Origin of the sequence: Paenibacillus radicis (ex Xue et al. 2023), assembly GCF_024722015.1 — a bacterium.
Lineage (GTDB): Bacteria > Bacillota > Bacilli > Paenibacillales > NBRC-103111 > Paenibacillus_S.
In genome coordinates this window covers 206768-220198 of the sequence record NZ_JANQBD010000005.1, presented here as the reverse complement: position 1 = coordinate 220198, position 13431 = coordinate 206768, and the positions used below count along the sequence as shown (strand labels likewise).

General features: G+C 48.5%; 11 protein-coding genes. 1 reads left to right on the top strand and 10 read right to left on the bottom strand.

What is annotated here, in order from left to right:
- Positions 1-39: 39 nt before the first annotated feature.
- The 8 genes from NV381_RS08920 to NV381_RS08885 form a co-directional block, all read right to left on the bottom strand.
- Positions 40-702, bottom strand: coding sequence for a response regulator (locus NV381_RS08920; protein ID WP_258212924.1), 663 nt, complete (start codon positions 700-702; stop codon positions 40-42).
- A 409-nt stretch (positions 703-1111) separates the two neighbouring features.
- Positions 1112-4987, bottom strand: a complete 3876-nt coding sequence (locus tag NV381_RS08915; RefSeq protein ID WP_258212923.1) for a glycoside hydrolase family 44 protein — start codon at positions 4985-4987, stop codon at positions 1112-1114.
- A 139-nt stretch (positions 4988-5126) separates the two neighbouring features.
- Positions 5127-5885, bottom strand: a complete 759-nt coding sequence (locus NV381_RS08910) for an SDR family oxidoreductase (RefSeq protein ID WP_258212922.1) — start codon at positions 5883-5885, stop codon at positions 5127-5129.
- Positions 5886-6180: 295 nt separating this feature from the next.
- On the bottom strand, positions 6181-6330 hold the full coding sequence (locus tag NV381_RS08905) for a hypothetical protein (protein WP_258212921.1): 150 nt from the start codon (positions 6328-6330) through the stop codon (positions 6181-6183).
- A gap of 5 nt (positions 6331-6335) precedes the next feature.
- Positions 6336-6632, bottom strand: coding sequence for a ferredoxin family protein (locus NV381_RS08900; protein ID WP_258212920.1), 297 nt, complete (start codon positions 6630-6632; stop codon positions 6336-6338).
- Positions 6632-7927: an FAD-dependent oxidoreductase gene (locus NV381_RS08895; RefSeq protein ID WP_258212919.1), complete on the bottom strand. Its 1296-nt coding sequence runs from the start codon at positions 7925-7927 to the stop codon at positions 6632-6634. Before NV381_RS08895 ends, NV381_RS08900 begins: the two co-directional genes overlap by 1 nt.
- The gene (locus NV381_RS08890; protein WP_258212918.1) at positions 7920-8945 is read right to left on the bottom strand and encodes an electron transfer flavoprotein subunit alpha/FixB family protein; all 1026 of its coding nucleotides are present in this window, start codon (positions 8943-8945) and stop codon (positions 7920-7922) included. Before NV381_RS08890 ends, NV381_RS08895 begins: the two co-directional genes overlap by 8 nt.
- On the bottom strand, positions 8942-9772 hold the full coding sequence (locus tag NV381_RS08885; RefSeq protein WP_258212917.1) for an electron transfer flavoprotein subunit beta/FixA family protein: 831 nt from the start codon (positions 9770-9772) through the stop codon (positions 8942-8944). The genes NV381_RS08890 and NV381_RS08885 overlap by 4 nt, the downstream gene beginning before the upstream one ends.
- A gap of 235 nt (positions 9773-10007) precedes the next feature.
- Between NV381_RS08885 and NV381_RS08880 the strand changes: the two genes are divergently transcribed.
- A complete protein-coding gene (locus NV381_RS08880; protein ID WP_258212916.1) occupies positions 10008-11051 on the top strand; it encodes a Leu/Phe/Val dehydrogenase in 1044 nt (347 codons plus the stop codon).
- A gap of 174 nt (positions 11052-11225) precedes the next feature.
- Here the strand turns inward: NV381_RS08880 and bcp are convergent, their stop codons facing one another.
- Both bcp and NV381_RS08870 read right to left on the bottom strand, forming a co-directional pair.
- The gene (gene bcp / locus NV381_RS08875) at positions 11226-11702 is read right to left on the bottom strand and encodes a thioredoxin-dependent thiol peroxidase (protein ID WP_258212915.1); all 477 of its coding nucleotides are present in this window, start codon (positions 11700-11702) and stop codon (positions 11226-11228) included.
- A gap of 151 nt (positions 11703-11853) precedes the next feature.
- On the bottom strand, positions 11854-12894 hold the full coding sequence (locus NV381_RS08870; protein WP_258212914.1) for a phosphotransferase enzyme family protein: 1041 nt from the start codon (positions 12892-12894) through the stop codon (positions 11854-11856).
- Positions 12895-13431: the final 537 nt, after the last annotated feature.

Sequence of the window (13431 nt, the reverse complement as noted above, 5' to 3'; positions counted from 1 at the left end):
CACTTCCCTTGAAAAAAAAGTAACAGCCTTGCGCTTTTTTTAATTCTTCAGCAGGTCGCGAAGAGCTGCGATAGCAAGTGTCCTGTCGTTCGTGCCGATTTTGCTGTAAATGGAGCTGACATAATTTTTCACGGTACCTTCGCTCATAAACATCAATCCGGCTATTTCACGGTTCGTTCGGCCTTCCAGAAGCAAGCGGGCGACTCCCCGCTCTCTCTCGGACAGAAGTGCGCTTTCCGCCTTTTTGCGAATAGCGTTAATGCCCGGCAGATGACTGGAATCCAGCGCACTGATGCGCTCGGCAAGCTTCCTGGCAACGACAGACGGCAGCATGAAGTTGCCATGAACTGCTTCGCGGATCGATTGGATCAGCTGATCTCCAGGCATATCCTTCATAAGAAAGCCCGCCGCCCCGCTGCTCAATCCGTCAACAATATAATCGATGTCAGAGAAGGTTGTCAGAATTAGTACAACCGCTTTTACTCCCTTCTCCCTCATTGCACGGATAGCGGCAATTCCGCCCATGCCCGGCATCTGAATATCCATCAGCACAATATCCGGCTCCAGCAGCAGCGCCTGTTCCAAAGCATCCTCCCCTGAGCGGGCCGTTCCGACTACTTGGAAATCCTCCTCAAGCCCAAGAATGGTTTGCAGCCCATCGCGCATCAAGGCCATATCATCCACAATTAAAACGCGTATCAAAGATCATCATCCTTCTCTCTTTAAGTCCGCTCTGGTATTTCCCCTCATTATAACCCCGATTCCCAGGCAGCAACAATACAATTTGTCTTGCTTTTAATACAAGCTCAAACGCCTTCATCCATGAAAAAAAAGCAGTAATGTGCCCAACCATCCATTTAAAATATTGCCAGACAGCCAGATATACTTCCGCTGTTTGCCTGCTCACTTTGCCCGTTGCCTCTATCTTCTCATTATGGTAATCGGGTGAAGGGTTAGAAAAGAGGATATCTCCCTACTTTACGAAATGACTTGGTCATAATATAAGATGACCAGTCATTATCTTGCCTGCAAAAAAAAGAACCTCCATTCCCACTTTTAATAGTGGGTCTGAAGGTTCTTTTCACAGCTATTTGGAGATGGCCTCACTTTATTAAGGCATAACGATCAGCGTTGCCGACTTCGCAGGCAATGTCAGCGAGATGCCTTGGTCAGTCCCTTGTACAGTACCCGCTGGAGCAAGGCGTTTCTGCGCTTCGAAGCGATATACGGATGCAGCTGCATTCAGCGGCAAATCCGATTGTATCTTGGCTTCGCGAGGCGCTGTATCCTTATTGAACAGCAGAACGTATTTCTTGCCCTGCGCCGATACAATTGTATAAGCACCTACCGCGTCCAGATTGGAGCTTGACGCACTGACAACGTCACCTTCAATGCGGCTTCCTTTTCCGTCATAGTTCAAGAACAGCTTGAACGCATCCTCGAGCGGCGTATCACCGAGCAGCCCGCCCCAACGCATTGCATAGTCCACGCCTTCACGGGCGAACAATGCAAGAGCCTCGGCTTGTGCCAATCCGCTCCCAATTCCAGTGCCGTCTCCGAAGTTATACTCGGAGATGGACAGCTTCATGCCCGGCGAGTTGCGGGCGATAATATCATGCATACGTGGTATCAGCTTCACCGGCTCCTGAATCCATGAGGACGGATCCGTATAGTTCGGATCGTACAGTGATTTCAAAGAATTGAAGCGACGCTTCGTCATCGCGGTTGACTCATCGCTTGAGAAAGCAACGTTATTTTCGGCAGGATAATAGTGAATATCCAGGGTGTCAACCAAACGCTTGCCGGTTTGCTGACGGTAATTCTCCACTTTGCCCAGGAACCATTCCAAATATGGCTTGTTGTCATGTGTCTCCATATCCTTGCCTGGGGAGCAGCCATCCTTCGCGGAATAGAAATATTCGCACCAGCCCCAAGGTACCGGACCAAAGATATTTGCTTGCGGATCAGCTTTCTTGATCGCCTCCGCATAGCCTACCGTATAATTCCAAACCTCATCGTAGGTCGTCATTTGCGGGTGAACATCCCAATGTGAATGCGGCCATAACATCGGCTCATTATCGAGTGCATAGTTGTGGACATAAGAACCGAAGCGCTGCTTAATGTGCTCAACCCATCTGCTCACGAAGTCGTAGCTGACTTTCTTGGAAGTGTCCTCCGGGTTGTTCCCGGTCATGTAGGTACCATCCTTGAGCTTGCCGTTTCCAGCATCCTTGCGGCACCAGGCTTCTTTCCAATCGCATTCGTTGCCTTGCTGCTTCCCATATTTCTCAATGGAAAAGCTCCAGCTCGTTTTGCGATCTTTCGGCGTCCAGCCGATTGTCGGCACCTGAAGCAGAACCTCTGTGCCCGTGTTTTTGGAATTTTGAATGAATTGGTCCGACAAAGAGCCGTTAGGCAGCTTCGACGGGTCCGAGTTATCATTTGCAATATTCAGGAAATACCAGTCCCCACCGCGGTTGGTTGTATCGATTTCCCAATTGTAGCGGGTCATCGCATTGCCGCCCCAGCGTTTAATCGGAACATTCATAGTGGAATGTCCTTCAGACGGATTATCCTCGAAGTTAACGCCGAAGATGCCTGGGCTTAACGCTCTGCGACCTTTAGTCGAATCGATCGTTACTTGAACTGTTGGAAGCTCAGGAGCCGGCAATTTAACAACCGATGTCGTCTTCAACAGATTGATGTCGTCAAAGTAAACGGTGCCCTGATCCTTCTCGCCCCAGGCCGATATAACAATTCCATCAAACGTCAAAGCGCTCACACCAAGGTCAGCAAATTTCAGCTTAACCTCCACCCATTGATTCGCCGGAATACCGTTTGGAAGTACCAGCTCCGGATCAAGCTCTCCGACAAACGCTCTGTTGTCCATCAGATTCACGCGGAGCTTTTGCCCCCCGGTTGTACCGCCGTGAATTTTTAAAGACAAGCCATATACATGTTCCAGATCCATCCTCGTATTACGATGCATCCATATTCCTTCATAACCCTTGGCGACAAAGGAAATCGACTTCGTGCCCGAAGCTGTAGGCTTCGCGTTGTCGAAATTCTGAGTTCCCCAGCTCCAGTTGTCGTAGCCCGCTGCCAATCCATCGGTATAGACAGCTTCCGGAGTGTAAGAAACGACCTGCACGTACATCGAAGCAGTAGCTGTGCCATAGACGGCCGTAATTTTCGCCAAGCCGTTTCCAATAGCCTTCAATTCGCCTTTATTCACAGTGATAATGCCTGGATCGCTTGTGGTCCACACTGTTTTGGCGCTAACATCGGCGCTTGTGCTGTTGGAGTAGCGTGCCTCGAAGGTCAGCTTGGCGTTGTCGCCAGGGGCAAGCACCATCCCATATTGAGACAGTACGCCTTCGACCAAAGTAGGAGGCGCCACATATTTCTCCAGCAGTCGGATATCATCGAGATATACGGTACCCTGTGCCCCGTCTGTCATACCGCGGAAGAGCAAACCGTCGAAAATATTATCTTTGATTTTCAGCTCCGGAAGCTGAAGAAGTACCTTCGTCCAGCCATTGGCCGGAATTTTTCCGCCCTCTAACAGACTGCCAATATTCACACTTCCCCCAGCCTGGCCACCAGCGTTAAACACCAGCTCCAGCTGCTGGCCGCCTAATTCTCCGCCATTAATCCAGAACTCAAGCCGATCGTAATCCTTCACCTGAACCACTCCGCTATCCTTGTACAGATAGAAGCCGCCATTACCGCTTGGATTGAAGGAAACAGCCTTCGTTCCGGTGTGTACGACAGAAGTATCGCCCAGATTATGCGGTGCCCAGCTGTTATCCTTGAACACAGTGCTGAGCGCATCCTCATATATGTTCAGACCTGCCTGGCCGTCATCGACCGGAGGAGGCGCAGCCTCAGTAACAAATACTTTCGCTTCGGCATGCGCCGTCCCATACACTGCAGACAGCACCGAGGACCCTACTTTTAGCCCGTTAACCGTACCATTAACCACCGATGCTACTGCAGGGTCGGACGAGCTCCAGACAACGCCTTGCGTAAGTGGAGCGGAAGTCCCATTGGAATAGGCTGCGGTAGCTGTCACTGTACCCGTTTTACCCACTAGCAAATCAAGACGTGACGGCACTACAGAAATGCCGGTGAGCACCACTGCATCCTCAGTCACCGAGACGGAAGCTGTTGCCGAGAAGCCACCGCTTTGGGCTGTGACCACAGCACTTCCTGCCTTCCCGGCGCTGACTTGACCCGCTGCCGACACTTGGGCGACCGCCGGATCACTTGTGGTCCATGCAACGCCTTGCATCAATGGCGAGGTTGAACCGTCGGAATAAGCGCCTACCGCCGTTATCGCGCTATTCTGTCCCGTCTTCAGCTGCAGCGCAGTCGGGGACAGCGAGATCCCGGTCAGCTTCTTCTCCGCCGTTATCCCTCCGTTAGTCAATACAATATCATCGAGGTACACGTCCGGCTGCTGGCCGGATGTCGTACCACGAATCAGAATACCGTCAAATAACCCTCCAGGAATGTTCAGCTTGCTTAGGTCGATACTTGCCTTCTGCCACGTTTCAGTCCCAAACAACGAACCGTTTATGGGACTCGAGGCGACAGGCTGTCCACCTGCCTGCAGGACAACCTCTAGCTTCTGGGCGCTCCCCTTACCGCCGTTCAGCCATAGCTCCAACGTTGGGTAGTCGGACACCTTGACAATGCGGTCCTTGTATAAATACAGCCCGTCGTCGTTATTAGGCTTCATGCGGATCGATTTGCTTCCCGTGTGAACAGTTTTTGCCTCCGATAAAGTATGATTAGCCCAACTGTAATCAGAGAACGAGCTATTAAGCTTATCATCATAGACCGTCAATTTCGCTGGCGAACCGGCAGCTTCTGCTGCTGGCAGCCGTCCTAAGTCCACAGCCAAGCCTGAACCGACCAAAGCGAACGCCATAGCCAATTTCAAGCTCACTGCAGCCCTTTTGAATATTGTTTGTTTCACCATAAGAACCTCCTTAAATAACTTCATCACTGCTCCCGGCTTTTTACGGAAAAAACGGCTGCATCCTCTCAGGCCGCCTTGTCCATATGCGTCAAAGCCTGGTCATTTCCCTAAACAACGGATCATACCAACTGCACATGGCTTACCATGGTATGACGCCATTCTCATCAAAAAAGCCTCCTGTTGGTCCATCGTCAGGCAGCGTAGCCAAGCGGACAACAACAACCGCTGCCTGTTGAACCGTGCGATCCCCTTGATGATCATTCATATCGGTGGCCGTATAGCCGGGATCGGCAGCATTGATTTTGATCGCTGTGTCCTTCAGCTCATAGGCAAATTGAATCGTGAGCGCATTAACAGCCGTTTTCGATGAATTGTAGCCAATGATTTTGAACTTGGCGAATTCATATTCGGGGTCGCAATTTTGCGTTAGCGAGCCCAAACCGCTGGACATGTTAACGATCCGCCCGGCTTCGGATTTACGAAGCAACGGCAGCATCCCCTGCGTTACGGCAAACATTCCAAAAAAGTTCGTTTCGAATGTTTGCCGCAGCAGTGAGCTGTCCAACTGGCTGGGCGGCGCATTGTCCAGAAATACGCCCGCGTTGTTCACCAATACATCCAGCTTGGTGAACTGCTCCTCGATCTGCCTGACAGCTCGGGCAATTGTACCCGAGTGGGTTACGTCCAACTGGGTGGAATACGCCTCTATTCCCTCCTTTCTAAGCGCCGATGCCGCTTCTTCTCCCTTCGTCCGATTTCTGGCACCGAGCACAACGGCGAAGCCCCTGGCGCCCAGCTGCCGGGCTGTTTCCAAACCGATTCCCTTATTGCCGCCAGTGATAAGAGCAATTTTTGCTGCACCTTCGGCAAGATGCGTGCTTGCAGCTGATTGGCTCATGCTCGTTCTTCCTCCTCTGCTTATTTCAATGAGAATCCCTCAGTCCCCTATCATTATCGGCAATAGCCGAAGGCAGCGAATAGAGGCTTAGCTCCTGCATTTGGACTGACCGGGTAACGAACATCTATGACATGTCACTCGCTGCTTGTACATATTTCACTTAATCTGAGCGCTAACGAAGGATTTTTAGAACAGAGCTTCAAATCGTATGTGAACGTCCGGACACGCTAAAAACGCCGGTACAATAAAGCTCAACGTACGCGGCGTTATAGTATAAAATAACCTGAGCTGGTGACTACTCCGACGATTTCTCCAGCAGCTCGCCCTTTTCCCAGCTTACAAAATGATCCTCCCATACGATATGGTAAACGCTATCAGCAATTTCCAGAATAATGCCTCTCGTCCCGTCCGGCGAAAAGATAACACAATCCCCGACTTTCAACATGCGGATCACCCCAATCTAAAGACGATTCCATGACCACCTTTTGGGTATTCCCATTTAATATTTTGATGAGGACAGCCTATGCGGCAGCTTCCACATTCATGGCAGCCCTCATAGCCAACATGCATGCGGATGTTCTCCCATTTGTACACTTCCGCCGGACAAAAAATCGTACATATTTTATCAGGACATTTGGTCGCGCATATATCCGCATCCAACACCGTCAGATGGGACTTGGTGTCCGCATTAAAACGCAGTAAATATTGCTTCTCCTCAATCGACTGGCCTTTCGTCTCGTCGCTCATTACTTCATCACCTTCCAAGCCCGGTACATGTCACGGGCTATTCTCAGCTTCTCCTTAAACGATCCGATATCTCGCCATATTTTCTTCTGCTTCTCTCTCTTCGACGTGCCGTCAACGGTAAACATCTGGCTCGCCGCACGATTCATCATCGGGATATATTGATCGAAGTACTGTGGAAATTTATCAAAATGATGGGTCGAATCCTTATACTTTTTCAAATCCTGACCGACGAAGCTTTCCATCAACCGCTTCCGGTAATGGTCCAGCATAGGCTCGGAATAATCTCCTGCTTGCTTGGCCATCACAATCGTTTCGGCAGCAATACGACCGGATGTCATAGCCATGTTAGATCCTTCGCGGTGAATTGCATTCACAAGCTGTGCAGCATCGCCAACCACAAGCACGCCGGGAGCCGCAACCTTAGGCATCGAATAATAGCCACCCTCCGGAATCAAATGGGCCAAATATTCCTGAGACTCGCTCCCTTGAAGGTAAGGACGAACCATCGGATGCTTTTTGACATATTCCAGCAGCTCGTATGGTTTTAGCTTATGCTTGATAAGGCCCGAAAGTAAGGTACCAACGCCTATACTTAACGTATCTTTATTTGTGTACAGAAACCCCGTGCCCAGAATCCCCTTGGTCGCGTCTCCGAACAGTTCAATCGTACAGCCCTGATTTTCCTCCAGGCCAAAGCGGTCTTCAATGACTTTCCTGTCCAGCTTTAAAATCTCCATTGTGGCCAATGCAACCTCATCCGGCTTAAACTCTTTATGGAAACCAAGCGATTTGGCAAGCAGCGAATTGACTCCATCTGCCAGCACAACAACATTCGCATACAGATCCCCATCCGGTCGATCCGTCCGCACCCCAACAACCCGACCGTTTTCCTGAATACACTCCAGCACGACCGTTTCGTTTACCAGTAATGCGCCCTGTTCCACAGCCTTTTGTGCAAACCACTGATCAAACTTAGCTCTAAGCACAGTAAAATTGTTATAAGGCTCTTGTCCCCATTCCAATCCTTTATAGCCGAAGGTTAACGCCGATTCCTTATCCAGCATCATGAACCGCTGCTCCACAATAGGCCGCTCCAGAGGGGCCTCCTTGTAAAAATCGGGGATAATCTCCTCCATCATTTGCCGATAAAGCACGCCGCCCATCACGTTCTTGGAGCCCGGATACTCCCCTCGTTCCAGCAGCAGCACCTTTACTCCTGCTTTGGCGAGCTCATACGCGCAGGCAATGCCTGCGGGCCCTGCCCCAACGACAATACATTCAAACTGATCAGGCATGCCCATCTTCCTTTCCATTCCATGCGTATTTAAATTGCTCAATCAACATAGGTACAATCTCGAATGCATCCCCGACAATACCGTAATGACAAGCCTGGAATATAGCTGCATCCGGGTCTTTATTAATGGCAATAATAAGTCCGGAATTTTGCATGCCGACAATATGCTGAATCGCTCCTGAAATGCCAATCGCAAAATATATTTTGGGGGTTACCGTAACCCCTGTCTGACCGACCTGATGATGATGCTCGATCCATCCTGCTTCGACAACATCCCGGCTACCGCCTACAGCAGCACCTAATACATCAGCCAGCTGATGGATGAGCTGAAACCCGCTTGGACTTCCAAGCCCCTTTCCTCCGGCTACAATAATATCCGCTTCATCGATACGTACCTGCTTGACTGTATCCCGCACAATTTCCAGTACTTTGGTGCGAACCTCCTCCTCTTTCAATGGAATCGATTCTTCAATCAGCTTTCCTCTTCGTCCCGGTTCAGGAGACAATGCCTTCATCACCTTGGGGCGGACCGTTGCCATTTGGGGACGGTACTTTTTACAAAGAATCGTCGCCATAATATTGCCCCCGAAGGCAGGTCGGCTAGCCAGCAGCAATCCGGTGTCCTCTTCCACATCCAATATAGTCGTGTCTGCCGTTAAGCCGGTGGGAAGATCGGTTGCCACAGCGCTTGCCAAATCCTTCCCTGTTGAAGTGGCCCCGTAAAGGATGATCTCCGGCTTGTATTTCTCCGTACAGGCTAGCAGTGCTTTCATGAACGTCTCGGTACGGTAATGTTTAAAAATAGGGCTGTCATAGGTATAAACGGTATCCGCTCCGTACTCAAACACAGTATCCGCTAGAGCCGTAATTTGATCACCGATTAAAATCCCCGCCAGTTCGTCCCCTCTCTTGTCAGCAAGCCGCCGCCCCGCCCCAAGCAATTCCAGGGAAACCGGTGCAATACGCCCTTCCTTTTCCTCAATAAATACCCAGACTCCGCGGTAATCCTCGAAGTTCATTGAATATCACCCCTAGCCTGAAACAATTCTTTCTTTTCCATTAAAATGCCAAGCAGTTGTGCAACCTGTTCATTCGCAGCGCCTTCCAGCTTGCTCCCCCCCTGTGGCTTCTGCGGCGCCCACACTGATGATACAATCGTAGGCGATCCTTTTAGCCCAAGCTGAGTCCTGTCCACATCTTCCAAATCATTGACCGACCAAATATGAGGTTGATAGTAAGCTGCTTTGATCATGTTGGGCATCGAGGAATAGGGCACTTCATTAATTTCCTTTTCAACCGAAAACAAGCAGGGCAATGTGGATTGAATGATTTCATAGCCGTCTTCCAGCTTGCGGTGAACAATAACGTACCCAAGCTCCTTATTAATCTCGGCGACCTTCTTGACCGATGTTAGCGGAGGAATATCCAGTCTTCGGGCTATACCAGGACCTACTTGGCCGGTATCTCCGTCAATGGTCATTTTTCCGCAAATGATAAGGTCAACCGGCAGGATGGTAGCAATTTTGTCAATGGCTTTGGTCAATGCATAGCTGGTTGCAAGCGTATCCGCTCCGGCAAAAGCCCGGTCAGAGATCATATAGCCCTCATCTGCGCCGATTTCAATGCATTTTTTGATCGCTTTTACCGCTGGCGGCGGCCCCATGGTGAGTACAGATACGGTGCCGCCATACCTGTTTTTGAGTCGAACCGCTTCCTCAACCGCATGAGCGTCATAAGGATTCAAAATCGCTGGTGCACTAGAACGATCCATCGTATTGGTCTTCGGGTTCATCTTGATGATCTTCGTATCCGGTACCTGCTTAATACAGGCAACTATATGAAGCATCTCCCAGCACCCCCTTCCTTTTAATCCGTTACTTTTTGAATAATATAGTATATTTGAGAATCTTCTATTCGATGCCCATTCCACGAAGATACATTTGTCTTTTTTCAAATTGGACCGCTGTAACAGACAAGGAGTAACTTGAATATTAGTATAAGTGAGAGTTTAAAGGTGAAGACAAGATTCGATATCGAGTAAGCTTCCCAGATTCTTTGTAATCAAAAGGGGGAGATTTCAAATGTCTATATTAGACGAAATGGAAAAATTTCAATGCGAACAGCTGGTATTCTGTCAGGACCCCAGCAGTGGGCTCAGGGCAATCATCGCGATCCATAATACAAAGCTCGGACCCGCTCTGGGCGGATGCCGGATGTGGAAATATGCAACGGAAGAAGAGGCTGTAACCGACGCTCTCAGGCTGGCTAAAGGAATGACTTACAAAGCTGCTGTATCCGGACTTCAATTCGGCGGTGGAAAAGCCGTCATTATCGGGAATCCGAACAAGGATAAATCTATGGCTAAATTTCGCTCCTTGGGCCAGTTCATTCAAAAGCTGCAAGGCCGTTATATTACAGGAATTGATTTGGGAACAACCGTTCAAGATATGGATTGGGTAAATATAGAGTCCGAGTATGTGACAGATGTAACAGGTTCTCTGGGTGCATTCGGCGAGTTCACTGCTGAAATGACGGCATACGGAGTTTTTCTTGGGATTAAAGCTTCTGTTGGGAAGGTCTATGGCTCGGAGCTGCTGAAGGATAAAACCGTTGCTGTGCAAGGACTTGGAAAAGTAGGCTACTTTCTGTGCCGATATTTGCATGAAGTTGGTGTTCAATTAGTCGTTACCGATATTAATCCAGACCGCGTGAAAAAAGCTGTGAGTGCTTTTGCAGCCCGATCTGTTCCGGTTGATGATATATTCAGTGAAGCTTGCGATGTATTCGCCCCTTGTGCACTTGGTGGCATTCTTAACGATCAGACGCTGCCCCGGCTAAAGTGTAAAATCGTCGCAGGAGGAGCCAATAACCAGCTCGCTGAAGACAGACATGGAGAAGCTCTGCATAGCGCAGGCATTCTCTATGCACCCGATTATGTTATCAATGCCGGAGGCTTGATCACAACGGCAGTAGATTTGGGAGGCTTTGATGCCCCCTATGCCAAGAGGCGGGTAGAGCGCATATATAGTACAATCATGAGCGTATTCCATATGTCCGAAACTGGGGGAATATGCACTTCTTTGGCTGCCGACCGTATGGCGGAGCAAGTGCTCGCCAAGGCTTGAAGTTATGGCTGAATGTCGGAGCATAGAGCAAATATGCAAGGCGGATACAATGCCAGCAGTGTCTTGTGAGGTTAAAGTATGGCACAAAAACAGCGTCCTCCTTAACACAGGAAGACGCTGAAGCAGTTTTTTGAATTATTTAATTGAATGATTAAAGGCTGCCGTTACAGCCGTCTACTGCATGGATTCCTGTTTAACAGCTTCCAGTACTTCTGCAACATGGCCATCCACCTGAACTATGCGCCATTCTCTCACTAATACACCCTGTTCATCAATAAGAAATGTAGACCGTTCCACACCGTAAAACTGCTGTCCATCTCTTTCCCTCAGTTTCCAAACTCCGAATTCATTGCATACCTTCTGGTCAACGTCGGAAAGCAGCAGGAACGGAAGCTGGTATTCCGCTATAAAGTTATCGTGTGAGGCAATATCGTCTGGACTGATGCCAATTACTTCTGTATTCAGACTTGCAAATTGGCCGTTGTAATCTCTGAATTCGCATGATTCTTTCGTACAACCCGGAGTCATGTCTCTGGGATAAAAATAAATGACGACCTTTTTACCCCGAAAATCACTTAGCGATACATCCTTTCCGTTCGAAGCCGGCAGGGTGAAATCAGGGACCGTTTGTTGAATTTGGACAGTGGACATGTTGTTCCTCCTCAGAGATTTTCTAGTACGAAACCGACAGATAGACACGCGCAAACTAGTCAGGCTACAGCTTGACTATAACCCTTTTTTATCCTCAAGAGAAGCTCTTTCTTCGGTAATTGGCTATTATTTGCTTGTTATGACCATGCCTCTATATTAAGCAATCCAGCTCAACTATAGGGACATTTTGCTTCAGACGGCCTTTAATTTCATCCATCCAGCTTCTCATCCTGCTGTCCATCGTATGCGGTTCTACCTTTTTATGAATAACCAAATAAAGAGTAATATCCCGAAGCCTTAGAAAATAAGGCAGCTCTTGCAGCCATGCGGCATCCAAACTATACTCCTCTTGGTAGCCATTCCAGAACGCCTTGAAAAATTCAGCTGCAAATGCATTCCTGCCTCCTTCATAAGCAGCTGGAACAGCCCAACTTACAGAATAATATAAGGGGATCGCAATGTCATGAATGAACCAATTATAGGCGCAATCATCGAAGTCAAACACGCTAATACGCCCATCCGCCACAAAGAAATTACCCTGGTGCATATCCGTGTGGATCAAGCCATAACTACGATTATCCTGCGGAAGCTTTTGCAAATGCTTCAGTACTTCCTCCAGGCTCTGCAGTACATATTCTTCACCTTCGCCCACAGACCGCCGGGCTTCCAGCAGCAGATCGTCTTCATACCACTCCGGCCGCTTGGATACACCATCAAGATCTGTGACCTGATAACCGATTGTCGCACGATGCATTTGACCGATTAGTCGTCCCCACTCCCCAAACAACTGCTGATTCCACTCTGCTGGATTATGAAAGTCGGCTCGCTTGCCTTCTGCTTTCTGAAAAACAGCAGCTGTAAAATAGGAATCTTCAACTATTATCTTTTCTGTTCTCTTACCAAGCAACGACTCATAGCAGCGGGGAATGCTCAGACCTTTACTTATTAGAAAGTAAATCCAGTCCAGCTCTGCGGCAATCATTGATTCCGATCGGTGGCTGCTGTGGGTCAGCCTCATGATGACAGCCTCTCCCTGCTGGTTATGCATTTCATAGACATAGTTTTCAAAATCGCCCAGTTTCTTGGCATGTTCCCGACTCAACCCGAATTTCTCCGCCGCTTCCCACAATACAAATTCTCCAAAAAGCCTATCTACCTGCTGTTCCATAACCTTATCAACTCCATATGGCATTTATTTCCCCATTGTATCATGGATTTAATAGGCTTGATCCGGAATGAATCGTTGAAAATAAAATTCGTCCTTTAGGTGATTTTCGATTCGAAGCTACTGTCTTCCCCCTTACCTCCGCCAAAAACCTGTATTCTATACATCCTTTTGACCCTCTTATCGGCAGTCTTTTGGAATTCATGCAAATGTGCATCTTTTTTCTCATTCTTGGTTTAGACCTAACGACATTGCATTAAAATTGATGTACTTTTGCAGTTTCATTCCTCATATAGCCAATTTCGTTAGAAAATAACTGCATATTCGCAGGATTTTATGCGGGGGTGATGGTGAGGAGAGAGTCAAGCAATGATCTGGAGGATTACTAAAAGCTAATTTACAACATCTTCCTGTCGAAAATACAGTATAATTAACATAGAATCATAGAATAAAAAGGAAAAATGATAGGCTAGACAAGCTTTCTTTACGAAATATTCGTCCATACATGCGATACACGCTTTGCTTCAGCAAATTCTGTCCATACATGTGATACACGCTTTGCTG